Annotated in this window: 26 protein-coding genes; 10 read left to right on the top strand and 16 right to left on the bottom strand. The window is 56.0% G+C overall.

The window, feature by feature from the left end; genetic code table 11:
* Positions 1-255 precede the first annotated feature (255 nt).
* From VLX68_04930 to VLX68_04910, 5 genes are all read right to left on the bottom strand, one after another.
* Positions 256-522: a hypothetical protein gene (locus VLX68_04930; GenBank protein ID HUI91577.1), complete on the bottom strand. Its 267-nt coding sequence runs from the start codon at positions 520-522 to the stop codon at positions 256-258.
* 292 nt (positions 523-814) lie between these two features.
* Positions 815-3,301 carry a DUF3536 domain-containing protein gene (locus VLX68_04925; protein HUI91576.1) on the bottom strand — a complete coding sequence of 829 codons (2,487 nt, stop codon included), beginning with the start codon at positions 3,299-3,301 and terminating at the stop codon, positions 815-817.
* 469 nt (positions 3,302-3,770) lie between these two features.
* Entirely contained in the window at positions 3,771-5,225 is a 1,455-nt protein-coding gene (locus VLX68_04920) for a hypothetical protein (GenBank protein HUI91575.1), read from the bottom strand.
* Positions 5,226-6,974 carry a hypothetical protein gene (locus tag VLX68_04915; GenBank protein HUI91574.1) on the bottom strand — a complete coding sequence of 583 codons (1,749 nt, stop codon included), beginning with the start codon at positions 6,972-6,974 and terminating at the stop codon, positions 5,226-5,228.
* Positions 6,975-7,063: 89 nt separating this feature from the next.
* Positions 7,064-7,549, bottom strand: a complete 486-nt coding sequence (locus tag VLX68_04910) for a TraR/DksA C4-type zinc finger protein (GenBank protein ID HUI91573.1) — start codon at positions 7,547-7,549, stop codon at positions 7,064-7,066.
* A 213-nt stretch (positions 7,550-7,762) separates the two neighbouring features.
* Between VLX68_04910 and thiC the strand changes: the two genes are divergently transcribed.
* The 4 genes from thiC (at position 7,763) to VLX68_04890 (ending at position 12,595) form a co-directional block, all read left to right on the top strand.
* Positions 7,763-9,046, top strand: a complete 1,284-nt coding sequence (gene thiC, locus VLX68_04905; GenBank protein ID HUI91572.1) for a phosphomethylpyrimidine synthase ThiC — start codon at positions 7,763-7,765, stop codon at positions 9,044-9,046.
* A gap of 199 nt (positions 9,047-9,245) precedes the next feature.
* Positions 9,246-10,100 carry a 50S ribosomal protein L11 methyltransferase gene (locus VLX68_04900; GenBank protein HUI91571.1) on the top strand — a complete coding sequence of 285 codons (855 nt, stop codon included), beginning with the start codon at positions 9,246-9,248 and terminating at the stop codon, positions 10,098-10,100.
* A 96-nt stretch (positions 10,101-10,196) separates the two neighbouring features.
* Entirely contained in the window at positions 10,197-12,101 is a 1,905-nt protein-coding gene (locus VLX68_04895) for a serine/threonine-protein kinase (protein ID HUI91570.1), read from the top strand.
* 20 nt (positions 12,102-12,121) lie between these two features.
* Entirely contained in the window at positions 12,122-12,595 is a 474-nt protein-coding gene (locus VLX68_04890; protein ID HUI91569.1) for a hypothetical protein, read from the top strand.
* A gap of 79 nt (positions 12,596-12,674) precedes the next feature.
* On the opposite strand, the gene VLX68_04885 is transcribed toward VLX68_04890, so the two are convergent.
* Positions 12,675-13,712 carry a hypothetical protein gene (locus VLX68_04885; protein ID HUI91568.1) on the bottom strand — a complete coding sequence of 346 codons (1,038 nt, stop codon included), beginning with the start codon at positions 13,710-13,712 and terminating at the stop codon, positions 12,675-12,677.
* A gap of 199 nt (positions 13,713-13,911) precedes the next feature.
* Here VLX68_04885 and VLX68_04880 point away from each other — a divergent pair, with 199 nt between their 5' ends.
* Positions 13,912-14,676 carry an inositol monophosphatase gene (locus VLX68_04880; protein ID HUI91567.1) on the top strand — a complete coding sequence of 255 codons (765 nt, stop codon included), beginning with the start codon at positions 13,912-13,914 and terminating at the stop codon, positions 14,674-14,676.
* A gap of 170 nt (positions 14,677-14,846) precedes the next feature.
* A complete protein-coding gene (gene lepB, locus VLX68_04875) occupies positions 14,847-15,872 on the top strand; it encodes a signal peptidase I (protein ID HUI91566.1) in 1,026 nt (341 codons plus the stop codon).
* A gap of 58 nt (positions 15,873-15,930) precedes the next feature.
* Here the strand turns inward: lepB and VLX68_04870 are convergent, their stop codons facing one another.
* Positions 15,931-16,872 carry a GDP-mannose 4,6-dehydratase gene (locus VLX68_04870; protein ID HUI91565.1) on the bottom strand — a complete coding sequence of 314 codons (942 nt, stop codon included), beginning with the start codon at positions 16,870-16,872 and terminating at the stop codon, positions 15,931-15,933.
* Between the two features lie 214 nt (positions 16,873-17,086).
* Between VLX68_04870 and VLX68_04865 the strand changes: the two genes are divergently transcribed.
* Positions 17,087-17,413 (top strand): hypothetical protein, encoded by a 327-nt coding sequence (locus VLX68_04865; protein ID HUI91564.1) that lies wholly within the window; start codon positions 17,087-17,089, stop codon positions 17,411-17,413.
* Between the two features lie 470 nt (positions 17,414-17,883).
* On the opposite strand, the gene VLX68_04860 is transcribed toward VLX68_04865, so the two are convergent.
* The 9 genes from VLX68_04860 to dprA all read right to left on the bottom strand — a co-directional run bounded on the left by VLX68_04860 (position 17,884) and on the right by dprA (position 24,914).
* The gene (locus tag VLX68_04860) at positions 17,884-18,855 is read right to left on the bottom strand and encodes a glycosyltransferase family 9 protein (protein ID HUI91563.1); all 972 of its coding nucleotides are present in this window, start codon (positions 18,853-18,855) and stop codon (positions 17,884-17,886) included.
* Positions 18,856-19,145: 290 nt separating this feature from the next.
* Positions 19,146-20,138, bottom strand: a complete 993-nt coding sequence (locus tag VLX68_04855) for a GSCFA domain-containing protein (protein HUI91562.1) — start codon at positions 20,136-20,138, stop codon at positions 19,146-19,148.
* Positions 20,135-20,935 (bottom strand): glycosyltransferase, encoded by an 801-nt coding sequence (locus VLX68_04850; GenBank protein HUI91561.1) that lies wholly within the window; start codon positions 20,933-20,935, stop codon positions 20,135-20,137. The genes VLX68_04855 and VLX68_04850 overlap by 4 nt, the downstream gene beginning before the upstream one ends.
* Entirely contained in the window at positions 20,932-21,393 is a 462-nt protein-coding gene (locus VLX68_04845; GenBank protein ID HUI91560.1) for a GatB/YqeY domain-containing protein, read from the bottom strand. The genes VLX68_04850 and VLX68_04845 overlap by 4 nt, the downstream gene beginning before the upstream one ends.
* Before the next feature lie 11 nt (positions 21,394-21,404).
* Positions 21,405-21,950 (bottom strand): hypothetical protein, encoded by a 546-nt coding sequence (locus VLX68_04840; protein HUI91559.1) that lies wholly within the window; start codon positions 21,948-21,950, stop codon positions 21,405-21,407.
* Positions 21,947-22,750: a DNA repair protein RecO gene (recO, locus tag VLX68_04835; GenBank protein HUI91558.1), complete on the bottom strand. Its 804-nt coding sequence runs from the start codon at positions 22,748-22,750 to the stop codon at positions 21,947-21,949. Before recO ends, VLX68_04840 begins: the two co-directional genes overlap by 4 nt.
* Before the next feature lie 3 nt (positions 22,751-22,753).
* Complete coding sequence (locus tag VLX68_04830) at positions 22,754-23,485, bottom strand: DUF502 domain-containing protein (protein ID HUI91557.1); 732 nt, start codon at positions 23,483-23,485, stop codon at positions 22,754-22,756.
* A gap of 2 nt (positions 23,486-23,487) precedes the next feature.
* Complete coding sequence (locus tag VLX68_04825) at positions 23,488-23,790, bottom strand: septum formation initiator family protein (protein ID HUI91556.1); 303 nt, start codon at positions 23,788-23,790, stop codon at positions 23,488-23,490.
* Between the two features lie 2 nt (positions 23,791-23,792).
* Positions 23,793-24,914 (bottom strand): DNA-processing protein DprA, encoded by a 1,122-nt coding sequence (gene dprA / locus VLX68_04820; protein ID HUI91555.1) that lies wholly within the window; start codon positions 24,912-24,914, stop codon positions 23,793-23,795.
* 109 nt (positions 24,915-25,023) lie between these two features.
* Between dprA and VLX68_04815 the strand changes: the two genes are divergently transcribed.
* From VLX68_04815 to VLX68_04805, 3 genes are all read left to right on the top strand, one after another.
* Complete coding sequence (locus VLX68_04815) at positions 25,024-25,863, top strand: STAS domain-containing protein (GenBank protein ID HUI91554.1); 840 nt, start codon at positions 25,024-25,026, stop codon at positions 25,861-25,863.
* 2 nt (positions 25,864-25,865) lie between these two features.
* The gene (locus VLX68_04810; GenBank protein HUI91553.1) at positions 25,866-26,144 is read left to right on the top strand and encodes a hypothetical protein; all 279 of its coding nucleotides are present in this window, start codon (positions 25,866-25,868) and stop codon (positions 26,142-26,144) included.
* Between the two features lie 370 nt (positions 26,145-26,514).
* Positions 26,515-26,976 (top strand): DUF6036 family nucleotidyltransferase, encoded by a 462-nt coding sequence (locus VLX68_04805; protein HUI91552.1) that lies wholly within the window; start codon positions 26,515-26,517, stop codon positions 26,974-26,976.

Genomic DNA, 26,976 nt, shown 5'->3' with positions numbered 1-26,976 from the left:
TCGATATCACCTCCCCTCCCATGATGCTGTCTTCCTCTGCACCAAATTGCAAGAGAATTATAATGGATTCTAAAAGCCGTGTCAATATTTTTTTTACAAAATAATTCATTTAAAATCATCCTTCTCTCCGACGATGCGCCGGCCCGCTTCATGACGGTACTACGGAATGCCCGGCCGGAATATTAAAGTGAATAGGGAATAAAATCAGGAATTATTACGATGCAGGAATGCGTATTAAAATGCGGAAGCGGGGTGTTACGAGGAACTTTTCCTGTTGAGGATGTCGTCGATTTCCTGCTGGACTTTTATCTTGTAAATGACCTCTTCGAGTTCGCGCGCGATCTGCTTTCCCTGTGCAAGCGCATGGGCGCGTTTCTCAAGCAGTTCGGCCTCGAGCTGGCGGCGGCGGTCCTCCTGCCTGCGTATCTTGATGATGAGGACGGAATGGACGATGGAGAGCCCCAAAAGGACAAGAAAGATAACGGCGGTCCAGAAAATCACGTACTCTTCATGCATCGGCATGCGCTCCGCTACAGCGGTTTCTCGGGTGTGGGTGCTGTCTGCCTGCCCGTTTCACCATAAAAATATCTCCGGCATTTTGGTATTTCAAATATTTTTTCAAATGCCATTATTTATAATGAAAATCACCACGGAGACACGGACGGCACAGAAAAGATAAATGGTTTACGGTTGGAAGTTGAAAGTTGAACGGCCATTGTTTGTTTCGTTACTTTCAACTTTCAACATTTAACTTCCAACTCTATTTTCATGTTTCTCGGCGTCATCCGCATCTCGATGGTGGATGTTTTTTCCATCATGCCACCGGAAACGAGTCGGTGTTGAAGTTCATGCGGCGCGCGAACTGGATGAGCCTGATCACGGTTTCCCTGTTCTCGTCGTCGGGGTTCTTCTTCAACGCCTCGTACAGGGGCCGCAGCGACTGCTCGAGGATCGAGAAAAACAGGTCCTCGGTCTTGTTCTTGGAAAACGGGATGCCGAACCGGTCCACGATGTTGAGCAGGTAGCGCATGCGGTCGGCCGAAACCTGGCTCAGGGTCTCGGCGAAAATCTTGAGTTCGGAGACGAGCAGGTCGAGCAGGAGCCGCGTGCTTTCGGTGTAATCGATGGTGATGCTGTACTTCTTCGTTTTTTTCCACAAATCAAGCAGCCGGTTGAATATCTCGTCTTCGCGTCCGTAAATTTCGATCTCGTTGATGGTGGTGTTCCACTGGGCGGTGAGCACGTAGGCGATGGGCGCCGCGATAAACGGCGGTAGCGGCACGCCCAGGCTCGAAAGAGAGTCGAGGCTCCGTTCGTTGCGCTCCATCCACGACGCGTATTTTTCGCGCGTGTCCCTCGCCATCGCGGCGAGGAAATGGCCGGCAAGCCACCCCTTGGACTCCTCGAACATCCGCGACAGGTCGAGCGTGACGCATTCAGGATGGTCGATGTAGCTTTTCGGGTCGGCGGCGTCGAAGGACGCGCCGGCGGCATCCCCGGGCACGCACCACCCGTTGAGCCTGCCGTCCTCCCGCTGGATGCACACGGCATAGCGGCCGCGCTCGCCGTTTTCGAGGTTGTTTATTTCTGCGCTGTAGAAATCGCAGCCACGGCGGTCTTCCGAATGCGGTTTTTCCCATTTGGAAAGCGCCACGGCGTAGCCGAAATAATCGAATTCCATGGCCTTGGCCTTTTCGGGCGCCACGGTTTTTTCGGCGGCCGCGGTGAAGCACAGAATCTCGAGATGGCGCAAAAACGGCACGACGGCATCATGGTAAATGGTGGCGCCGTCCTTGCCCGCGATGTTGCTCTTTGCCTCGGAAAGCAGCCTAAGGAAGCCTTCCGTCACCCGCTCGCGCTGCGATTTTTCGATGCCGAGCCCGAGCGCTCTGCCCGCATAGGCGATGTTCTGCATGGTTTCGATACCGGAGATATCGGAGAAAAACCAGCCGCACGACGTGAACGCGAACAGCATGTACTTTTGCGCCTCGAGCATGCGGCGCAGCGTCATGGCTTGCCCGTCGGAAAGGTGCGCGGACGCTCCTTCCTTGACCAGTTGCGCCTTGAATTCCTTAATCGTGCGGCATCCGGCCAGCGTCGGGTACGCGTCGCGCAGCTTCCACGGGTCCGAAACGATCTTCTTCATCGAAGACTCAAATGCCTCGTCAACGTCCCTCTGCAGGCCCTCAAAGGCGCGGCGCAACGGCGCACGCCATGCCTGGTTCCATGACAGCGGCCCTCCGGCCTTGCACCCGCAATCGCGCGCCCACCGGCCCACGCCGTGCATGCAGCTCCATGCCGTGCCCTCGCCGAATTCGCTTTTAAGCCTTACCTCGTAGGCAGGCGGGTTTTTTTCGAGGTACCAGCCGAAGCTCACCGGCGTGATGCCGAGCTCGGGCGCCACCCGGTTGAAGAAATACGCGAGGCACATGTCGCCGAACGGCTTGTGGTGGCCGAAGGTCTCGCCGTCGGTGGCGATCACCACGGCCTGGTTCCCCGCGGCGGACGCGTCAAAGCAGGAACCGATCCGGGCGCCGAGCGTTGAGGCGTTCACCAGCAAATCGCCGAAGCTCACCTCGCGCGACAGGTTCTCGTCGAAGAAGAACACGTCGAGGTGGCCGCCCGTGCGCCCGCCCTCGGGCGTGCGCGAAAAAACGCGGTAGGCGCGGCGTGTGTCGATGCCGGCCGCGGGCCTGAACTGTTCTTTTCCGTCAAGAGGCCGCAGCGACTCGGCCTGGTTCGGCGAAAGCACCACGAACCTCACGCCTTCCTCGACGAGGCACTGCACGGTCTCCATGTTGATCGCGGTCTCGGCGAGCCAGAAACCCTCGGGCTCGCGGTGGAACCTTGCGCGGAAGAACTGCTTAGCCCACCTGATCTGGGTGAGCTTGTCGCGGCGCGAAGCCAGCGGCATGATAATGTGGTTGTACACCTGGGCCATGGCGTTGCCGTGGCCGTTGAATTTTTTGCAGCTCTCCCGGTCGGCCGCGATCACCTGCTGCGCCACCTTGGGGTGGTTCTTCTCAAGCCACAAAAACAGCGTGGGCCCGAAGTTGTAGCTCAGGTGCAGGTAGTTGCTGTGGATATCGACGATCCTTCCCTTTTTGTCAAGGATGCGCGAGTAGGCGTTGGGCCGGTAGCACTGGTCGTAGATGCGCTCGTTCCAGTCGTGGTCGGGCGCCGCCGACGCCTGCTTTTCCACTATGTCAAGCCATGGGTTTTCCCGCGGCGGCTGGTAAAAATGGCCGTGGATGATGACGAAGCGGTTTTGCGGCCGGGATGGTGTTTCGCTGGCGGTCATGAAGTTTTCCGATATAAAGTCATGCTATTGATGATAAATATACTTGATGATGCAGGGATGAAAAATTTCCATAAAAATTTAGATACGGGCACCTGCCTCCCGCCCCGCCAGAATTTTTGCGGGGTGGTCGGCACCGGCCCTCCTTCTGGTCTCGGCCTCGGCCTCGGACTGCCATGGCACCTCTATGCCTGACGGCGAGGGCCGGGCAGCACCGCGCTCCAGCGACGGCCTCCTGTCCGGCCTGGTGCGTCGAGAACCTTCTGGTTCGAAAAGCAAGTCCTGAGACTCCAATCGATGCCACAGCTTCTTTACAATAAAGAATATTTCTCTATTCGATTTCCAATCATAGGCGGGAATATCAACAAGACGGTATCTGACAGCAAACGGTCAGCAGTCAACCAAAGCTATCCTCCTTACCTCACAACCGCCGCCGCAAGGGTGCGCCGTCCCCCACCAGACACTCATTTTTTTATTTTTTCAAACTTTTCAATATCACCTTCGCCTTGACCGCAAATACGTCCTCCGGATGCGAAAGCACCAGCTGTTCGAGGATTTTGGCGCCCTCGGCGGCCGACCCTTGCTTGATGAGAATGTCGCCGGTGTAATACTGCAGCTCGGCGCCCGCCTCGGCCTGCGGCACCTGCGCCGCGGCCTTTTGGGCTTCGGCATACAGTTTCTTTTCGCACAGCGCCGCCACCAAGTCGCACACCATCATCTGGCGCGCCGCCGCAGGATATCCGGCAAGCGAAAGCCCGGCCGCCCTGAGCGGCTGGCCGAGCCAGAGCGAAAATTCGAGCGCGCCGAAGTCCTTGTAGGCATTCGGCGCGTCCTTGAGCATTTCGAGCTTGTACCGGTAGCCGAGCATTTCGCGGGCGAATTCCGAGCCGGGCCTGAAGGACACGGTGTCTATCCATCCGTCAAGGTCCTGGCCGTTTCCGGAAAAAACCGCGGTGCGCGCCTTCCACAGCATGGCGGCATCGGGGTTTTTTATCGCCTGCGCAAGCTCCCGGGCGCGTGCCGCGTCACCCGCGCACAGGGCGCGCCGCAGCGCGAGCGTATCGCGGCCGAGCCCGGCCGGCAGCGTCGCCAGGAGGCTGTCCGCCTTGTCAAGATATCCCGCGTCCTGCAGAAACGCGACCGCCTGCGCCTTGAACCGGGCGTCCGAGAGCGACGCTTTGGGGAGCCACAGGGCCGCCTCGCCGGTTTTTCCGAGCCGCTGGTAGCACTGGTACACGATGGTGGCGGCAAGCGATTTCTCCTGGCCGGATTCGATCCTTTGGTACGCCTCCATGGCAGGCTCGAGTGCGTCGGCAAAGAACCCCTGCCCGAACCGGTCGCGCGCCATGGCAAGAAAAACGCCCGCCGACGGAAAATGCCTCGAGTCGAGCTCGCGTACGACGTCTGTCTCCTCTGTAAACATGGCAAACGAGCCATATGCGTGCGAAAGCCACTGCCTGACCATCAGCGTGTCGAAGCCCTTTTGCGCAACAACGCATTGGCGGTACGCGCCGAGCGCCGCGCGCTTCGTCTCCACCGGCTGGTCCTTGACAATATCGTAAAGCGTGTTGCAGGCGAAATTGCCGAGCCGGGGCTCCTTATGGCCCGCCCTGCAGCACAACGCGCCCGCGTCCCTGTATTTGTTCAGCACCGCCTTCACCGTCATCCACTTCACCATGTCGGTCGCGTCGAGCAGGCCCGCCGAATCGACAAGGGTGAGCAGGCTGTCCGCCTCGGCGAGGCCGCCTCTTTCGATGTCCTGGAGGCCCTGAGCGCGGAGGAATTTGAGCTTGGAAAGGTCGGGCGATGGTGGCGGCGGTTGGGCTGGCGTTGTTTGTTTTGGCGGCTGGATTGATTGGGCGGCCAGAACTGCTTGACAGGATATCAGAAAAAACACCAGGATTTTTTTTATCGTCCGCATCATCATTCATCTCCCCATGCCTGCCGCTATCGTATTCATCACCGACACATGTATCCTCCCGAGGCTTTTTGTGTCCTGGTAATTGCGCGCCCACTCGATCGCGGCCGTGCCGACCTTTGACGGGATGCGAATACCCAGGCCGTATCCCACCATCCTGGTCGCCGAGGGCAGCGTCATCTGGTCGAGCGGCCCGAACCCGAGGCCCGCATCGGTAAAGGCGTAGATCGAACCCTCAGGATTGAAATAAAACAGAAATTCCACCTGCCCGTACCCGACGGTCTTGAACCTGAACTCGTCGTCGGCATAGCCGCGCAGGGATTTGTATCCTCCGGTCTGGTATAGTTCTGCGGGGCGAAGCGTGTCGGCCGGATCCGATATGATTGTCTGCGCCACGAGCCTGCCCGCGGCCGCCCACCGGTTTGTAAAGGGCACCTGCAGGTTGCCCGCCGCGTCGACGTGCCAGCGGTCGAACTGGCGGCCGTTGTTTTTCGCGAGCCCGCTGCCGGTGCGCAGGGAAAATCCCCTGACAAACTCGCCGGCCCGGTAGCGGTTGGTCTGCCGGTTGATGATCACGTCGGCGCCCACGAACTGCGACGTGGCGCCGCTGGAATCCTGTGGATACTGCACCTCGTGGCCGTTCACGGCCAGGCCGAGCTGCCAGTACGCGGCCAGCTCGGTGAGCGCCTCCACGTCGCCGTGCAGATAGCCATAGGAGTCCTTTTGAGAGCCCTTTTGAATCTCCAGACCGAAATCGACCGACGCGAACACCGGGAAATCGAGCAGGTAGGGCTTCGACACCGCAAGCTCCATGCGCTGCAGGTCCTGTTGGCCGTTGTACGTGAGGGTCCCGGTTTCCCCGCCCCGGAGCAGGTTCAGGAGAGACAGGTTGACAACGCCGTAAAAGCTGTTCGCGGCCGAACCGCCGCCCGCCTGGAAGGTGAGCGCGCCGTCGAAACCGAAGCCGTTCCGGTCGGCGCACGAAACCGGGACTATTACCTTGTCAAGCGGCGGCGCGGCCGCCCGTGCGGCCGTGTCGGAGGTGAGCGTCGCGGTGAGGAGCACCGTGGGCGACGACACCTCGGCCGACGTCACGTAGGGCCGCGACAGCAGGCGGTCGCGCGACTCCTCCACCTTGCGCAGGTCAAAGGGTCGGCCTTCCCTGAACATGATGTCGTGCAACAGGAGTTTGCGGTCGGTCTTCGCGGCACCGGTGATAAGCGGCGCCGCGAAGGCGTAGCGGCCGTTTTCGCGTACGTCAAAGACGACGGCGATCAGCTCGCGCCGCCACCCTGCCCGGACGGCCTGGGAGTCGGGCCTGGTCCGTACGGCAATGGCGAGCGAGGCGAACGGATACCCCTTGGTGCCGAGAGCATAAATCGTTTTCTTTGCAAACGATTGGATTTCCCCGGCGTCGTAGGGGCGCGGGAGCGGAAGCCTTGTCACGGAATCGGGCGCGAGCCCTGCGGCGCTGTTTATTATGATGGAATCAACGCGGCCGCGGCCAGCGGGATTTATTCGGATGGTGTCCTTGGAAACCGTATCGCAGGAGCGGGAAAAAAAGCCGAGCGAATCGAGGAGCTTTTTTACCGCGTCCTGTTTTTTACCCGGAGCGGCCCTTTTCACGGCATCACGGACAAGCGCGGGCTTAAGATCGAGCGATTCATCAATGATGACGGTGCGGCTCGAATCAGAAAAAACTACGGCTTCAATGCCGGATTTCGCAAAAACCGACGCGAAAAGCGGGAGGCAAAACACGAGTGGCCATAGGCGCGAAGGTAGGTCGAGGGAGTGAACAACTAAGGCGGGAACCGGCGCACGAAGAATCCGGAGAAATCCTTTTAGGATTATGCTGTGCCTTTCTGTTTGCGCTTTTCCAAAATTTCCTTGCCGCGGACCGAATATTTGGCAACAGGCACCTCTTCGAGCCGCTCGATGGGAATTGCCTCACCGGTCACCAGGCAGGTGCCGTAGGTGCCGTCATCGATGCGCTGGAGCGCCTCGTCTATCTGTTCCATGTATTTCTGCTGGCGCTCGGCAAGCCCCATGGAGAACTCCCTGCCGTAGGCGAGGGACGCGGTGTCGCCGAGATGGTAGGAGTACCGTGAATTTTCGCCCGACTGGTCTGCGATGGAGGTCTTGAGGCTCTCGTTCTGGATCTCGTCCATTTCCTCAAGCACCTTTTTCTTTTCCTTGAGGAGCCGGTCCTTAAAATACTGGAGCTCCTGCCTGGTGAGCCTCCGCACGGGTTTGATTTCGCGGGACGCCGGTTTGGCCTTTTTCGCCTTTTTAACCGGCTTTGCAACCTTCTTTGACTTGGTTTTTTTTGCCACGGTACAGTCCTCTTTTGAAAAAATTAGTTTACCAAATATAGTTCCCGAGGCATCCGAAAAACAATTTTATAATTCGGAAAAGAGGCTCATTTATTTTATCTTTTTACTCATTTTATCATTACCAAGGTCCGGTTGCCATAGAAAAAGAACTGAATACCATGCTTCCCGCCTGATCTATTTTTGATACATTCTTTGCGCAGAAAGACGATCCTCATGACACGGGTTTCCCAAGCGAAAAAAGGCATTGTCACGGCCGATGCCGAAAAGGCAGCCGTAAAAGAAAACCTGCCTGCCGAACAGGTTCGGAAGGCGTGTTGCGACGGCACCATCGTGATCGTGCGCAATGCGAAGCGCAGCATCGAGCCGCTTGCCATCGGCAAAGGCACACGCATCAAGGTGAACGCGAACATCGGCACCTCGTCGTCAAAAGCGGACATCGCCGAAGAGCTTGAAAAAATGCGTGTCGCCCTGAACTACGGCGCCGACGCCATCATGGACCTTTCCACCTGCGGCGACCTTACCGCGATCCGCAAAACCATCATCGCGGAATGCCCGGTCGCCGTGGGTACGGTGCCGCTGTACGAAATGGCGGTTATCGCGCAGAGCAGGAAAAAATCCATTCTCCAGATCACGCCGGACGAAATGTTCGAGGTGATCGAGCGGCACTGCGAGCAGGGCGTCGACTTTCTCACGCTGCACTGCGGCGTCACCCTGGAGTCGGTGGAGCGTTTCAGGCACGCGGGCAGGACGGCCGGCGCGGTGTCGCGCGGCGGCACCATCATGATGGAATGGATCCACCACAATAAAAAGGAAAACCCGCTCTACGCCGGCTACGGCAGGCTCCTTGACATATGCGCAAAGCACGACGTGTGCATCAGCCTGGGCGACGCGTTCCGTCCCGGCGCGATCGCCGACGCCACCGACCGCGTGCAGGTGCAGGAGCTCGTGATCCTGGGGGAGCTCGTGAAGAAGGCGCGCGAAAAAAACGTGGGCGTGTTCGTTGAGGGCCCGGGCCATGTACCGCTCGACCAGGTCATTTCAAACATGCAGATCGAAAAGACGCTGTGCGACAATGCGCCCTTTTACGTTCTGGGCCCGCTGGTCACCGACGTGTCGCCCGGCTACGACCACATCTCGGCGGCCATCGGCGGCGCGCTCGCCGCCATGGCGGGCGCCGATTTTCTGTGCTATGTGACGCCGGCAGAGCACCTGCGCCTGCCGTCGGTCGACGACGTGCGCGAGGGCGTGATCGCCTCCCGCATTGCGGGACACGCCGCCGACATCGCCCGCGGCCTTCCCGGCGCAAAGGAATGGGACGCGGAAATATCGCGCGCGAAAATAAACCTGGACTGGGACAAGCTCATCTCGCTCTGCGTTGACCCGGAAAAGGCGGCCCGCTACCGCGCCTCGCTGCCGCCGCAGGGCGATCCGTCGCACTGCAGCATCTGCGGCGAGTTCTGCGCCATCCGGCGGTCAAAAGTCGTAAAACCTGATTAAGATAAAAAATAAAATAGCCACAGAGGCATAGAGACACAGGGCAGAATATAGGGTGAATTAAAAATTCAAGATTCAGGACCAATTACGTGTTTTGAAAACTTTAATTTTTGAATCTTTAATCTTATCTTTGATATCGTTTTTTCTCTGTGCCTCTGTGTCTCTGTGGCAGATTTATTTTAAAATCCTAAGAAATTGACTTATGCGCGCATACTGCCTCACCTGTGAATTGCCGCCCGAAGCCAGCGAACGGGCCCAGGCCATCTGGTACGGCTTGGGCATGCTGGGGTGCGAAGAAGAGGAAGCAAAGGGCCGGATAAGACTCAAGTGTTATTTCTCCACCAGCGCCGCGCTCCACACCGCGGAATTTTATCTTATGGACCTCAACCCCTGCCAGCCCATATCGATATCGGTTGTCAAGGACGAGGACTGGAACGCGAAGTGGAAGCAGTCCATGAAACCGGTGCAGGTGGTGAACGGCGTCTGGGTCGCGCCCGTCTGGCTCAGGCCGCCCATGGCTTCCGGAGATACATGGATAAAAATAGAACCGAAAATGGCGTTCGGCACCGGCCACCACGAAACCACGAGGCTTGCCTGCAAGGCCCTCGCCGGCCAGATCGCAAGGGCGGAGAACCCGCCCGCGGCTCTGGACATAGGCACCGGTTCGGGCATCCTGTGTTTTTTGGCAGACCTTTGCAAAACGGCATACGCCGTCGGCATTGATGTTGATCCCGTGTGCGCTTCAAACCTCGCCGAAAACCTCCGGAAAAACCGGGCCCGTTCGCGTATTTCCTTTGCCATAGGTTCTCTTGACATATTCAAGAATGACGGGCTCTTCGATATCGCGGTCATGAACTTGATCTCCTCCGAAGGCACGTCCCTTCTTGACCGCATTTCCCAGTTGCTCAAACCCAGGGGCGTATTTATCTGGTCGGGGCTTCTCCTTAACGAAAAAAACCGGACCCTTGAAATTTTATCAAAAAAGAATTTCACTTTGAAAAGCGATGCCAGGGAAAACGAATGGTGGTGCGCCGTTTTCCGGAAAAATCCCGTTTAATGTTTGATTTTGACCTGCGCCTTGTTGGATTGTTCGCCGATTTTTTCCATTATTTATCGGCTGAAGTTTTCAAATTCTGCTTATATTTAAATGACAATGGGAACCACTTCGATACCTCCTTCCGTTGATGTGCCGGACCGGAATTCCGGAGGCGCAGAAGTCAGCACGGTTACTCCCCCCGGGATCCTTTCCCGGCAGATCCCGGTGCTTCCGAACGGCTCGGCTGCGGTGCCGCTTGGCTCGGGCACCATCATGTCAGTTCTGGGCGAGGGCGGCGCGGCCGTCGTGTACGAGATCTGGGTCGAAAAACTCGGGATCTCGCGCGCGGTGAAGGTGCTCAAGCCGAACGCCTCGGTTGAAACCACGGGCAGGTTCGAGACCGAAATGAGGATCACGGCTCAGCTGAGGCATCCGAACATCATCGAGATCCACAACGTGGGCGACTGGCATGGTCTTCCCTATATCGAAATGGAAAAAATCGACGGCTTTTCGCTCGATGCCGTGATCCGCGAGCGCGGCAGCCTGCCGCTCAAGGTCTGCACCGCCATCGGCATCCTTGTGTGCAGGGCGCTCGATTTCACGCACAACCACGCCTATCTCATCAACGACAAGCGGCACGTGGGCATTCTGCACCGAGACCTGAAGCCCGGCAACATCATGATCTCCAAGAACGGCATGGTCAAGCTCATGGATTTCGGCATCGCCACGCCCACCGGCGTGTCCATGCACACCATGGACGGCACCGTGGTGGGTTCCATGCAGTACATCGCGCCAGAGCTGCTCGAGGGCGCGAAGCGCGCGTCGCCGCGCTCAGACATTTTTTCGCTCGGCTGCGTCCTGTACGAGATGATCGCGGGCCAGCGCACGTTTCCGGAAAAAAACATGGCCAAGCTCGTGACCGCGCGGATGAAAAACGCCTACATGCCGGTTTCCGAGTTCAAGGTGAAATGCCCGAAAAAGCTCATCAAACTCATCAATGCCTGCCTCACCCTCAATCCGGATCGGCGCATCGGGAGCGTTGCGGAAATACTTTCGCGGCTGGAAAAAATTCATTCCAGGCTGTCGAAGGAAAAACCCGAAGACCTTGTCGAATATTACATCAACACTCTTGAAAAAAACATTGTGGGATACCGGCGGAAACCGCGGATACTTCCGAAAGTCGCGGCATGCGGCGCAGTTGCGGCTGCGGCGGCATGTGCTTGGCTCTTTTATATGAAGCCGGCAGGCGGGTCTCATGGCGCAACATCAGCGCCGGGGAATTTTTCATCCGTAAAGGCGTCACCTGCTTCAAAGGGCCCGGTGGCCCATCAACCGACCGCGCCGTCATCCGCAGAAGGATTGTCCCTTCCCGTGAAGAAAGCGTCGGATCCGGAAAAGGCGCGCGCACAGGCGGGCGACATTCAAAGCAACCATGCGGAAGATCTGCTTTTACCGTCCGGCACGGCCACGCCGCTCGTCGCCTCTTTGCAGAAACAATACGGCACAAATGACCTTTTGAAAATTCTTGCCGAAGAAACAAACAAGGGCGACTTCACCACCGCGCTCTCGCTGTTCGACGCGCTCGACCGGGAGAGCGCGGCCACGGTGGCCGCGCGGCTGTACAAGCTGCGCGCGCTGCAGGGTCTGGGCAACAAGGAGGCGCTCGGCGCTTTCTTTTTGCGGCCCGATGTGCCGGACAAGGAATATTATCTGGCCAAGGCCCAGCACCTCGCCTCGTTCAGGCGATACGCCGAGGCCGAGGCCCTGTGCGACGAAAGCCGGCGGGCGCCAGCCAGCATCGGCGACGCCGGCGCGCTCGATCTTACTTCATCATATGTCAAGGCATCGTGCCTCACCGGCGATTTCATGGTGCAGGCGACTGAGGAGGCGCGGAAAAAGGCGCTCGACGCCTGGTCCGAGGTGCAGAACCTGCTCATGGGCAACCCCGGCCATCCCTATTTCAAGCTCGCGGAAAAGAACATCCAGGTTCTCACCGACCAGGCCTCAAAGCAAGCCCGATAATTCCCGAGGAGCGTTACCGCATGTTTTCGCGTCTGTCAATCTTACCGCCGTTATTTTTTTCCTGTCTGTTTGCTTTTGCCGGCAGGCCGCATGCCGATGCCACGGTGACCGCCGGCAGCGGGCCCGATTTCCCCCTCACCGTTGATACTGCTTACTTTTTCGCGTGGCACGATTCTGCCGGGAAAAGCGATTCGGTGATCATCGGGCTTCCCGCGGCGCTGTATGCGGAACTGCGGGAAAACATAGATTCGGTGTACAATTACGCCACCGCGCTCAGGCTTCAAAGAAAAGAGCTTTCGGGCTGCGCCGCAGGCCACGCCTTCGGCTCGTGCCTTTCCTTCGCCACGCGGGGAACGTTCACGGTCAAATTGCTTTTTGCATGCGGCGACTACCGGAGCGCAAAACTTCTAACCGCCGCGGACCGATATCCGTTTGTGGTGAAGTTGACAAAGGGGTTTTCTGAAAAGATAAAGAAGATTGCAAAAAAGAAATAAAATGACAAATAAAAATGGGCGTCCCCCCATGCAAAGCGCGATGCCTTTGATGGGGTCGGTTCTCCCTCCAAAACAAATCTTATTTCTTCCTGCTCTTATGTGTCAATCTCACCTCCCGCCAAAAACCCGAATGCGGTTCCTTGACCAGCTTTAGGTGCGGGGTCTCGCCGCCGTCGAAGATCATGAGCTCCTTGTCGGTGATCATGGTGCGGCCCGACAGGGTAACGCCCATCCGGTTGATGGCGCGGTACTGGGTGACGAGGTGGTCCTTCATCCGCTCGAAATCGTCGCGGGATTCGTTGAACGAAAAAAACAGCGTGGCGATTCCCGCGTCGGCAAGGCGGCGGTACAACCTGAGGGGAAACTGCTTGAGCTGACGGCGACGCTCGTAGTTTCTCTTCTGGTAAATGGAATTCCTGTCGGTAAACAACACGTAGGAGAAATGCGCGTCCGGAAACAGGGTGGCGAGCGGCGCAAAAAGATTTTCCAGCAGGTCGCCGGCGTCCACGGTCAGCTTCTCCAGCTTGCTTTCAAGGACCAGGATGTTGCGCTGCAGAAAATACCGGTAATCGAACAGGCCGTCGAGCTCCTTAATGTTTTCGTACCCGTATTTTCCCCTGCCGGTTTTTTCCAGGATCACCAGGTTGGGGTATCTTCGTATCTTGAGGATGTACTGCTGCGAGTTGGCGATGATGAAGTCGTCGCGCTCCTTGGGGTTGAAGCGCCGGTCGAAGATGCCACCGGTCTTCCCGTGCGGGCTGTGGTGCTTGAGCCAGTATTTGGTGACGCGGCGGGCGATGCGCTCCGCGATGTCGCCGATGATGTTGCCCGAGCCGCCCGCGTCAAAGGAATAGGGCGCGCTCAACAGGTCGCGGATTGTGAACAGCGCGTAGCTGATGGCGTTGATGCGGTATTCGATGATCACCTTGTCAAGGTTGTGGAGGCCGTCGTTGATCTCGTCGTTGGGGTTGTGCAGCCGGTACGCGCCCCGCACGCCGTGGTCGCGCCGTAGGGAATAAACAAGGGAATCGGCGTCGGTTGTCGAACCGCCGGCAGGGTTCCAGCCCACGGGCTCGAACTGCGGGAACAGGGAATACGGATCGTAGGGAGCGGTCATGGTTTCATTTTTTATCAAGAAAAAATAAAATAGCCACAGAGGCCCAGAACACACTGAGAAAATTATAAAATAATACGGGTTACATCGATGAAACATCAAGCAGCCATCTTTCTCCTTGCGATATGCGGGCTCTGGGATGCATTTTTACAGGGGAAAATTTGCGGGACATCCGTCATAATCCAAAGGGTAGAACGTATTCATGTCGTCGTACGATGCGGAACTCAAGGCCTGCCGCGATGCGGCGCTCGCTGCGGGAAAAATCCATCTCGAATACCGGGACAACCTCCCTGAGGTACAGATAAAAAACGACGCCTCGCCGGTCACGGAAGTCGACAGGAAGTGCGAGTCGGTCATCCACGGCATGCTGGCGAAGCAGTTCCCGCGGGACGGGTTTCTCGGCGAGGAGACCGGCGAAGAGAAGGGTCAGAGCGGCAGAACGTGGATTGTTGATCCGCTCGATGGCACGCGGCCGTATTTGCGCAAAATCCCCACACACAGCGTGCTGATCGCGCTTGAAGACGGAAACGAGCTCGTGTGCGGGTGCATTCACCTGCCCGCCATGGCGGAAACCTTCTGGGCAAAGAAAGACGGGGGCGCGTATCTCAACAAGCGGCGGATATCCGTGTCCAAAACCAAGGAGCTTCCGCGCGCCATGGGAAGCGGCATCGGTTTCATAGAAAAGGCATCATCCCGCGAAGCTGAAAAGCTTCTTGCGCTCATGAAGCGCTGGGACTATGCATACGGTTTCATGGACGCGTATTCGTACGGCGGCGTGGCGTGCGGGAGGCTTGACTTGTGCGCCAACCTGGTCGACAAGCCCTGGGACTGCGCCGCGGCGGCATGCATCATCACCGAGGCGGGCGGCAAGTTCTCCGATATCAACGGCAAGCCCTCGATCTATAACGGTTCATTTGTCTGCTCCAACGGCTTGGTGCATGAGGCTGTCTTAGAGTATTTTCACTAACCTGATTGTCGCACAAAATTACCGCAAAGACGCGAAATGCGCAAAGAAAAAAAGGATCACCCCACATTCTCGTTAAACATGCATTTATCTTTGCGCCTTTGCGGTAATGTTTTTTACAGTTTCGTATCATGTCAACAGATGCATTGTCGGTAAAATAATTTGGAGGATTTTTGGACAAAAAGACGGAAGCAAAACAGCAAGACGCAAAGAAAGCGCCCCGCAGATCTGAAAAAGAGGGCATTTTCCATTTCACCAAGGACATGGTCTCGGCGCTCGTCATGGCGCTCATCGCCATTGTCTACGTGATCCAGGCCTTCAAGATCCCCACCGGCTCCATGAAGGAGAGCCTGCTGGTGGGCGATTTTCTGCTCGGCCTCAAATTCATTTACGGCGCGCCCGTGCTGCCGTTCATGTACACCAAGTTCCCCGGCGTCACCGACCCCAAGCCCGGCGACGTCATCATCTTCAAGTACCCGGGCCTTGACAAAAAGGACTACATCAAGCGCTGCGTGGCGGGTCCGGGCCAGACCATCCAGGTGAGCGGCACCACGGTGACGGTCGACGGCAGGCAGCTCATCCTGCCGCCCAAGGGACAGTACATTCACGGCGGGCAGCTCGACCCGCGCATCACCGCGTTCGAGCCGCTCCGGGTGCCCAAGAAGGGCGACACGCTCAACTTCAAGGCCGCGCTCCCGGACCGGGAGTTCCTTTTTTTCAAGCACCTGGTCAAGCAGGAAAACCCGCGCAATATCGTGTCTGTCAAGTTCCAGCTTTATCTCAACAGCGAATTCTCCAACAGCCAGAAGGTGATCATCAACGGGTACTGGGAGGTGCCGTTCAGTGAAATCAACTTCAACCTCATCGACAACTGGATCGCGATCGACGACATCGTGCGCCAGGTAAGCGGCCAGTTCCATGACAAAACCGTGGAAATCCGCAAGCTGCTGTACATCGACGGCAAGCTCGTAACGACCTACGTGGTCAAGAACGACAACTACTTCATGATGGGCGACAACAGGGACGATTCAATGGATTCGCGCTACTGGGGATTCCTCAACCGCAATTTCATCAAGGCAAAGGCCTTCATTCTGTATTTCTCCTGGGACGACAAGTTCCCCTTGTGGCAACTGCCGCTGGGCATCCGCTGGAACCGGATCGGAAAGCTCATCCTGAGCTGGGACGGACTGAAACACTAAGAAGTTGACGCGTGGATGCGCAGACGCGTTTACCGTTAAAGCATGAGTAGGACCAGATTCAGGATTTCCTCAATTCCTGCAGCCAATATTCGTACAGATCATCGAGGGTCTTTTCAAACGGGATCGCCGGTTCCCAGCCGGTTTCCGCGCGCAGGCGCCCATTGTCCCCGGCGAGCCGGCGGTAGGTCTTTACTTCGCCGAGCTTTTTCTTTTCGCAAACCACCGCAATCCGTTTTGAGGATTTTTTCTTCAGATAATCGAGGATATCGGGGAGCTTTCGCGTTTTGCCCGAGCAGACGTTGTAGATCCGGGTCTTTTTCCCTTTCTCCATGATGAGCCGGTACGCGCTCACCACGTCGCGCACGTCGGAAAAATCGATTTCGACATTGCAGTCTCCCACGCGGACCTCGCAAGGACCCAGGCCGGATTCGGCAAGCGCGACCTGGCGGGCCCAGTCGGAGCATACGAACAGGTACGACTGGCCCGGCCCGGTATGGTTGAACGAGCGGGTGAACCGAATGTCAAGACCGTACTGCCGGCAATACTGGAGGCCGATGAGCTCGGTCGCGTATTTGGATATGCCGTAAAAATTCGTGGGGTTGGGGACGATGTCCTCGGTGACCGGCCCTTCGGCGTTGATGTCGTATTCCTTTGCCGACCCGACCACAAGAAGCCTGCCCTTGGGGCAAAACCGCTTCATGGCGTCGATCACCGATATGGTGCCGGTGATGTTGATATCGAGCGCGCTCCGGGGCGTGCGGTCGGCCTCGGCCGGGAAACTCACGCCCGCCAGGTGATATATCTCGTCGGGCGAGAGCCGCTTGAACGCCTGGGCGACGCTGTCGCTGTCCGTTATGTCAACCATCTCGTAGGCCACGTTGTCAAGATCGCAGGTCTGCTTGACGTCCAGCCCGGCAACACGGCGGCCTTTTTTATGCAGCAATGCATGGAGGTGCTTGCCGGCAAAGCCGTTGATGCCGGTGATGAGGGCGGTGGTCATTTGCGGTGCCTTTTTAAATTCGTATTGGTTGAAGATGATTTTTTTCTGTATGCAAAATAGCATGGGGTGGGGGATAAATCAAATTATTCGAGGAAAGTGAATTATTGCTGGAAGTTAAAAGGAGGATCACAAACGAGCCTTATTAGTGTGTTTTCCTACAGAATACATTTTTTAAAAATAGTGATGACACTGATTTGATTAATTGGTAAATTATATGAAAGCTGCAATTCTGTCCTTCAAATATCCGGAGGATACTTCAATGGTTAGAAAGTTTACAATTACAAATATGTTTGGTTTGTTTCCGTTTATTATTGCCCATGGCCAAACAACCATATCGGATGATAATTGGGTAAGCGTTCCGGGGATTAATTGTCCTGGATCATCTTCCAGCGTTAATTGCCTCGCCTTGGATAAATCCGGAAATCTTTATGCTGGCGGCGATTTTGATACGGCTGGCGGGGTCCTGGCAAATAATATCGCAAAGTGGGACGGGGCCCGGAATGAGTTTTCTTGGGAGCAACTATGGAAGTGTGAGCTATGAATGAATCGCAAAATTTAATGGTTCTTCATGGAGTGCTGCGGGAAAGAACTTTTGGAGCGGTTGGCCTGTATCATTCGCAATTGGAACGGCTCGTCATGGAGCTCCTTGGGCAGCGGGTTGGCTGGTATTATCAACCTTATTCCTCCTGTTTATGTGAATGCCCTTATCGTTGACAACTCGGATAATTTATACGTGGGTGGTTTATTTAACATGGCCGGCGGCAAACCAGCCTCGAACATCGCCCGTTGTTCTCAAGGATGTTTCCGCGACTCAATTCCATCGCAACACCAGCAAAATCACTGAATCATCCAGAATCATTAAGGCCGTTGATTGTTCTGGCCGGGTTATATTGCAGTCGGGAATATTAATGCTAGGAACAGGAAAACATATCTTGGATATTTCCCATTTGTCCCCCGGCGTTTATCTCCTTGGCCTCTACGCCGGAAACGTTCCCTTTCAGGAAAAGTTCATCATTGCAAGGGAGCCAATACCTTTTTACAAGAATCAAATACTTCTTCCACGGATATGTCACTCATGCATGATCTCTTGCATACCTTCGGCGTTATTTTGTCTCGTGAAGGATGGCATGGAAAGCAATCCCCATTTCGCGCTTTGACAATGACGATATTCTCCCCCACCGGCCTCCACACCCCTGCATCCGATGGCCCGAACAAAACAACACAGCGTCCGCCGCATGCCGCGGCAAGGTGGGAGATTCCCGAATCATTGCCGATGTAAAGCGAACCGTTGGATAAAATATGGACTAGCAGCGGAAGCGCCGCGTTTTGAACCACGGCATCAGTTGACGGAAAGGACATTTCCGTTTCCGCGGGCCCGGCTATCCAAACCATTCTGAATCCTTTTTCCCTCAGCTTGTCGGCCAGCGCGAAAAATTCATCGGCCGGCCAGTTTTTTCTTTCGCTTCCGCTTCCCGGATGCAACGTAATGAACCTTCCAATTCCATTAAGCTTTTTGTCCGCCTCATTTTTAAAATCGGGATGGGGAAATAGCTTTGCCGTTGATTTCAATGGAGGCTTTGAATCTTTATTGAAAAGCGAGAGATGATAATCAGCAATATGAATTCTCATTTGTGGAAAGGGATCCTGAAAAAGCAGCTTTTTTACTTCCAATTGTCTGAACCGCGCGAGAACCGGCGAATCCCCGGACGTGAATAGAAGCGCGGATTGAATGCCAGACAGCATATCCTTTATTGACGGATGCGCCGGCGAATTTAAATTATAAAGCCACGAAAACGCCGCGCTCTCAACGTCCCAGATTTCATCAAACAATCCTGCGTGAACGCCGAGAATGCCGTAGGAGGGTTTGCCGAGAAGAATTTTCCTGCAACTCTTGTTCCGCTTGTTCCATTCAATTATCGCTGGAAATGCAGTGATAAAGTCTCCGAGTCCGCCGGTATGGTAGACAGTAGATATATTTTCCATGATTGATTACTTTTAAAGGAAAAAAATTTTGGTGCACTGCTAACATTTTTTCCTACCAACTGCCGGTCGCGGGTGCGCCCAACGGAAGGATGAAGCTTGCAACCAGCGGTACCCGGCCGCACCCAGAAGAGGTGGGTGCCGAGGACCCCGCAGCCGCACTGCATCTCGATACTCCGGTCCAAGGAGCGGCTGCTCGATCACCGTGCGGCGAGGAGGCCGAGGCCGGGGGAGACGACCCTGGGAAGTGCCCGAAGGAGTATACCTCTCCCCCGATAAATCTAATTAAACAATTAGGAAATCAATCTTCCGAAATATTCCTTCTCCCCCTCAAACCTAAACCCAGGATATTTTTTTTCCAGCTCCTTTATCTTTTCCAAATTTATCTCAATAAAGTTTTTCGCCTCTTTCCCGCCTTTCATCACCCTGTGCCCCATTGCCGCCCTCACCGGTTCATAATCCTTTACAAATTCTTTCGACCTCTTTTCCACGCAGGCATTAACAAATTTATCCCAGATAAAATCAACCGCGACCTCATTCGGGTGCGCCATGTCTTTTTCGTAAAACCGGTAATCCCGCAATTCGTCCATCATGATTTCGTAGGCCGGGAAATAATACAATTGCGGAATTGCCTTTTCAAGCTCGTGCACGGCGCAGGCGAGGGTTGATTTACTGATAAGATTATCGTGCGGATCGTCGCGCAGATGCCGCACCGGGCTTATGGTGACAATGAACCTTGCCTTTGGATGATGCCGTTGCAGTTCGCGAAATAGTTTCGTCCATTCATCGGCGATGTCCCGGATCGAAAGAAGTTCCCTGACAAACCTTTCCTGCGGCTGCTTGTGGCAATTGGCCACGACCCTGCCGGATTCCTTCAGGCGATAGACAAACGCGGTGCCGAACGTGAGTATCAGAACGTCAAGGCCCTTCAGCGATTCCGTCCCGGCGGAGAACCGTTTATTGATGCCCTTGAGGCAATCTTCCTTCGCCGCCGATGAAAACCGGGAATGATGGTCCCACGAATGCCACAGTCCGTCGGCAGGGAAAATATCATCCTCGGCATATGGCCTTGCATCGAAAAGCCGCCTCAGGCACGCGGCCATCGACAAGGAGTTGAACAGCGGCCCGGCAGGATTGACACATGCGTTAAACCTGTTTTCAACGAGCCTGCCGCCGATGGTTTCGGCAAAGCACGAGCCAAGGCAGAGAATGTTTTGTCCATGGGCAATGCCGGATGAACTTTCCGGAACGTCAACAACGGTCCTGAAAAGAGGATCGCCCGTCATAGGTGCCCCTCAAGCCCCTTTTCGGCCCAAAAATTGGTTGGGGTGCAGAACCGTTTATACGCCTCGATGTCGTGGGGCATGGGATCGGACCTGTGGAAAAAATGATACTGCAGCGCCTCGCGCGTGATGGTCATGACGCGCACGCCCTTCAGCCTGAAGCGCTCCGTAAGATTGATGTCCTCAACGCCCCTGCCCGTGATGGCTTCGTCATAGCCGTTGACAGAGGCGAAATCCGACGCGTGCACTGAAAAATTGCTGCCGACGATCCAGTACCGCTTCCCAAATATGTTTTCGAGCAAGAAAGAGCCGGGGATATATATGCCGTGCTTTCGCTGATCCCGAGGGCAGTGGTTCCACCAGAACGGGGCCTTTTCTATTTTTCCCGATTTTATATCGTCAACCGATATCGTATTTGTAATGTCCTCGTCCAGCATCACCCTGCGGCCCGCAAGCACGGCCCCCCGGCGCTTGTGGTCGTGATGACGTTCGAGGAACCTGTGATGCAGCACACAGTCGCCATCGATGAACACCAGATATTCGGCCTGCGCCTGCGCGGCCGCGGCATTGACGATCACGGTCTTTCTGAACCCCTCATCTTCATGCCACGCATGCCGCACCGCAAGGCTGGATTTCTTCCGCCATTTCTTTACAGTATCCGCGATGTCCGGGCCAGAGCCGTCGTCGGCGACAAGCACCTCGAAGTCGCGAAAGGTCTGGCGGCAAAGGCTCGCGAAAATTTTTTCGAGAAAGTCCGGGCGCTTGTACACCGCGATGATGAGCGACAGCGCGGGTTTCATGCCGAGGGCTTGCCCAGCTTCCGCGCCACCGTTTCATTCACCGTTTTCCCGTCGGCCCTGCCCTTGACCTGCGGCATCACGATCTTCATGACCCTTCCCATGTCAGCCTTTCCCTGGGCGCCGGCCTCGGCGACCGCGCGGTCAATGATGCCTTCGATCTCTTCTTTTGTCAGTTGGCCCGGCAGGTACTTTTTGTAAAGGTCCGCCTGCGCTTGTTCCTTTTCAACCAAATCGGTTCTGCCGGCGGTCTTGTATTGCTCTATTGATTCCATGCGCTGCTTGATCGCCTTGGCGATAACGCCCGCAACGTTTCCGTCGTCGAGCTCCTTCCGTTCCATGAGCTCGAGGTTCTTGATTTCGGAATGCAGGGTGCGCAACGCGAGCAGTTTTTCCTTTTCCTGCGACTTCATGGCGGCCTTGATGTCGGCAAGCAGCGTTTCGAGAATTGATGACGGCATAGGTTCTCCTTTTAAGGGTTGCTCTTCAAAATAATCTCCGGAAGCTCGCCTGCAAGCACGGCCGCCATAGTAAAGCGTCGGGAGGCAAGCTCGGTGATGCCGGCCGCCATGCAGAACGCCATGTTGAGCCGTACCAGGTTTCCGGTGATCGCGGCCGTGTCAAAAACACGGGAGGCCGGCAGCGACGCAGGGTCGCGGCGGGAAAAGTTTAAATCGCAGCTTGAAGCGACGGTTTTTCCCTTGTCAAGAAGAAGGGGCAGGCCGTGCGACCGGCAGATCACCGGACGCGCCGGATATGCGGCGCAGTTCCCGTTAACGCACAGCGCGCATTTCGATCGGTCGCTCCGTTTTTTCCTGGATGGAACGGCCCGTCTTTTCAGGTAAAAGGCAAGGGCATGCGCCTCAATGGCGCACACGCTGTGAAGCTCGCAACAAGCAAAGCACCCTTTTTTGCATGCCATGTCGCCGGGATACCTTTGTTGTACCGCGGTAAAAAATGAATCGCAGTACCGGCGGAGCTTTGCGTAATTGTCAAGTATCTGCACAATCTGCGTCATTGATTGTTGCTTCTCTCGTTTTGAAGCGCCGGCGTTTCTGCAAGGCTGTCGAGAAAATCCACCGATTTGAAACCGGAGGCGCGCTGGAAATGGTACTGGCAGTAGGCGGCCAGCAGCCGGTTCACGCGCCGCATCTCGGCACCGGGCAGGCTCCGAACTTCGTCGAATTGCTCGGATGATGCGCCGTCCGCGAGCAGGGCCAGCGCCGCCTGCGGCAGGAACGCGCCGCTTTTCTGGCGCTGCGGCGTGCAAGCGCCGCACAATAGCGTGCCGTTTTCCACGATCAGGTAAGCGCCGTTTTTCCCGGCAATGTTTTGTCCGCAATTTGCGCATGTGTCAATATTCGGCCCGAAGCCCATGAGCGAGGAAAAATCGTACAGGAAGCGCCAGGCCATGCCGGGAAAGCAGCGGGCGCACGGTTGCGTTTCGAGAAGCGCCATAAAGTCAGACAGGTACGAAAACAACTCCGGGTGCGGCGCATCCGGCGACATGGTCGCGAGCATCACCTCAAAGGCGGTGTCGCGGACCGCGGCCTTATGCACGTCGGTGCGCAGCCGCGGATAATGGTCGAGAACGGCGACGGCCCCGAGCGTGTGAAGCTCCCGGTGCGGCCTCGCATACAGCAGCAGCTCAACTAAAAACCCGCGTTCGAGGTTCGGGACCCCGCTCTTTTTCCGCCGTACGCCTTTTGCGACGCCGTGCACAAGACCGTGGTGCTCGGTGAGAAGGTACAGGATGCTGCTTGACTCGCGGAAAGGATTTACTTTGAGAATGAACGCTCTTGTCTTGTGGGGTGCCATGGGTCAGTCGCGCGGATCGTCCGGCGGCCGCTTTCCCGGCCTGAAAAGCCTGCCCAGGGACGCAAGGGTGAGCGGTTCCTCGAGCGTTTCTTCGACGGGCTGCCGGCGCTCAGCCGAAACCACGCCGCCCGACACCACGAGCTTGATGGCCTTCTCGACGCTGATATCCACTTCCACGAGCTTCGATTCAGGGACAAATATGAGAAACCCGGCCGTGGGGTTGGGCACTTTAGGGAGAAAAACGCCCACCATTTTCTCACCGGTTTTCGCGGAAATCTCCCGGTTTTCCCTGGCGGTGACAAACGCGAGGCAATAGGAGCCTTTTTCGGGAAACTCGATAAGCACCACCTTATTGAATACCTTTTTCTTGGGGCTCGCGATCGCGTCAACGATCTGCTTGAGAATCCCGTAGATTTTGTTGAAAAACGGGATCTTGGTGAGCAGCGAATCGCCCGCTTTCATCAGCCGCCGGCCGATAAAATTCCGCGCCACCGCCCCGGTGAACCACGCAACCGCGAGGAGCACCACAAGGCCCATGCCCGGCACGATATGCACCCGCTGCGCCGCGGGAACCGCGAAATACGCCCATGAATCGAGCAGCTTGAACAGCTTGTACAATATAAGAATCGAGGCGAAGATCGGAAGGAGCAAGAGGAATCCCGCAAGGATGTTGGTGCGCATCTGCCTGAGTGAATGCGTCAGCTGGTGACGGAAGGCATGCCAGAGCCGGTACATGGCTATTTTGGCTCCTGGATGAATTTGTAAACCTTTTCGTCCTTGCGGGCCATGCCGAGCTTTTCCCGCGCGATTTTTTCCATGTAGGCGGTGTCTTTTTCGAGCTTTTTATTCTGCACCTTCAGGGTATCGATGTCCCGGTGTTCCTGAACGAGCGCGCGCTCCTTTTTCTTGACATCAAGGAAAGAATGGTAGATCTTCACCAGGCTGGCCCTGCCGAAAAACAGCGAATACGCCGCAAGCGCCGCGGCCGCAAGCACGATCCACCTGCCGACTTTCTTGATTTTGATTTTCTTTTTAAGCATGGCTACGCCCGCACAAACTGCTGGCCCGAAACCTGCCGGATATGGCCCTTGAGCTCGAGGTTCAGCAGGATGTCGAACAGCTCGGGAATGGCGCGTCCCGCTTTTTCGGCGATCGCGTCGAGCCGCAGCGGCTCCGCCTCGATGCAGGAGAAGATCTCCGTCTCGGCCGGCGACAGAAGCTCGAGCGGCATGGCAAGGTTGAGCCCCTCGTGCGGCGCCTTGACATCAGAGACTCCCGGCATCCTGAGGTGCTGCATGTTCTCGATGATGTCGTCGCCGCTCATCACCGGGATGGCCCCGCTTTTAAGCAGGGAAAAGGTGCCGTCGCTGGCGGCCGAAAAAATGGATCCCGGCACCGCGAACACGTCCCTCCCCTGCTGCAGCGCGTAATTCGCCGTGATGAGGCTGCCGCTCTTCCGGGGCGCCTCCACCACGAGCACGCCGGCCGAAAGACCGGCGATGATCCGGTTGCGCCGGGGAAAGTGAAACGCCTCGGGCAGCGAGCCCAGGTCGAACTCCGACACCAGCGCGCCGTTTTCCGCGATGCGGTCGAAAAGCTTTTTGTTCGCTGCCGGATACACCCGGTCGAGCCCGCATCCCAGCACCGCGATGGTGACGCCGCCACTGTCGAGGCAGGTCTGGTGCGCCACGGTGTCGATGCCGAGCGCAAGCCCGCTCACGATGGCGACCTGCTTCTCCGCCAGCCGCTTCACGATCGAGGCCGTTGCGCTCCTGCCGTACTGGCTCATCTTCCGCGTGCCCACCACCCCGCACGCGTGCCGCGTGAAACTGTCGAGCCTGCCCTTGACAAACAGCACTGGCGGCGGCGCGTAGATCTCCCGCAACAGCGGCGGATACCCCTGGCTCTCAAGCGTGAGCACCGCGATGCCGGCCCGGTCAATTTCATCAAGCAGCTTTTCCGCGGCATCAAGGAACGCCCGGGGCTCCACGGCCTCCTTCGAGAAGGCCGCCGCGCAGCGGATCAGCGCCGCCCTGCCTTCACCTTCAAATAAAGAAACCGGCGAGCCGTATTTCTCCACGAGTTCCTTGGCGTGCACCGGACCCACCCCTTTTATCGAATTAAGGGCGAGCCATGCCGCCGTTGTCTCCCTCGGAACATCCATGACAGGAAAATAATTCGTGGCCGAAAGCCTCTTTGCGAAGCGTGCTCTTGCATAACGGCCACTTTCATTATATTATTTAGTTTATCATGCAGTGAAAGGACGCACTCCCGTGAAATGCCATGAAGTCGTAAAATGCTCAAAGGAAGCGCGCGAAGCCTGTTTTGTCTGGAACAGCTTCCGCGACAATCCGCAGGACATGGACAATGTCAAGTGCTGGGTGCTCAAAGGCGCCTACCAGGACGAGTCGGGCCAGCAGCTCAAGAAGTGCAGGCAATGCGCCTATTACCTCTCGATGAACCGTGATACGGGCATCATGTCCGCCTCGGACGCGGAAATCGCAATGGTCACCTGCGACGGGATGATCAACTTAGAAAGAACCAAGGCGCTGGAAAAGGTTTGGGAAACCCTCAAGCAACACAACCGGTTCAAGGTTATTCTCGATTTAACCCGCGTTAAAAACATTTATTCGAGCGGGCTCGGCGCGATCGTCAAAATGCAGAAGGACATCACCGCCGCAAAGGGACTCCTCGTGGTGGTCGCCGGCGACGGACACATCGCCGACTTGTTTATCTCGTCAAGGATTTCTCGCATCCTCCGCATTGTAAAGACTTCAATGGAGGCCCGCGACATTTTCGAACAGATCAAGAAAAAAGAAACCGAGGCCGAGCAGAAGGCGGAGGCCGCGGCGCGGGCCGCAGCAGAAAAGGCGGCGCTTGCGGCAGCCGAGGCGGCCAAGCCCAAGGAACGACCCGCGTGCTACGTGTATTTTAAAAATCATAATCCAAAGAACGCCACCACCTGCGACGAATGCTCCAAAAAGATCAAACCCACGGGCCAACCCTGCTGGATCGTAGACGGCATGATCGAGGGCATCTCCTTCCAGTACGTTGAAGAAGAATGCGAGGAATGCCCGTATTTCATGGAGTTCGGCGGCGCGCAGGAGCTTTAAGAATGGCGCTCATCGAATGTCCCGAATGTAAAGCGCAGATTTCCGATGCTGTCTGCCACTGCCCGCGCTGCGGATTTCATGTCAAAAAATGCTGCGGCCATTTCCACAACAACGCTTCTACGCTTCCCCTTGTTTTTCTCGGACTGGCGCTTCTCGCCATCTTCTTCCTTATTTTCGCCGCCGGCGTGAACGTCAACGGCAACAACGGGATGATCAGTATTCAAAAAGGAAAGAAGGGGATTTTTCCAAGGATTAGGCTGTGCGGGTGCGGACCGAGATAGTCGACAATTGATAAAAAAGCGGAACGGCAGGATGAATCGATATTTTCCTTATTTATTTTGAAATATATTTCCACAGTTGCCACTAAGAACTTACGATTTGACAAAAAGCGTTTACGGGTATCAAATAGTCAATCCCCCTTCCTCGATGATTTATATTCCTTCCATGCAAATCAAACGGACCATGCGGCCCGTCGGGTTTGACGATATCATTAATTAATCCGACGACGTTAAAAAATGACACGAAAATCCCGGATGAAAATTACCGTAAGAAAGCTCCATTCAAAAAAGTCCGACGATGATGTTCCTAAAACGCCGCGCGCTCGTCTTGAAATGCTCGAGCAGTTGAGGATCCAGGCAGGTAAATTCCTTTATGACTACCCAGCGAGATTTCGAAGAGTTGTTAACGTTGTTCGAGAAAAATAACGTCCGCTACATGATCGTGGGCGGCTATGCCGTTGCCTTTCACGGTCATCCACGGTTTACAAAGGATATTGACATTTTCTTCCTCGGTTCTGAAGAAAATATTGATAAAGTAATAAAATCTTTGATCGATTTCGGGTTTTCCAAGACTTCAATCTCCCATAAGCTTCTCGGAAAAAAAGGAAATATCGTTCAGTTCGGGGTTGTGCCGGCCAGGGTTGATCTTTTAAATACGCTGCCGGGCATTACCTTCAAGAAGGCCGAACAAAACACCCTGCGCGGGCCCTTTGGCGAAACGTGGGTGAATTTCATCGGGAGAAACGACCTTATTAAAAACAAAAAAGCGTCCGGGAGGCCGCAGGATATCGCCGATGCGGCAATCCTTAAGAAAAGACGAAAATCATCAAAATGA

The organism is Chitinivibrionales bacterium (genome assembly GCA_035516255.1).
Lineage (GTDB): Bacteria > Fibrobacterota > Chitinivibrionia > Chitinivibrionales > FEN-1185 > FEN-1185.
The sequence above is the reverse complement of the archived record's forward strand: the minus strand, read 5'-3'. Positions and strand labels throughout refer to the sequence as shown.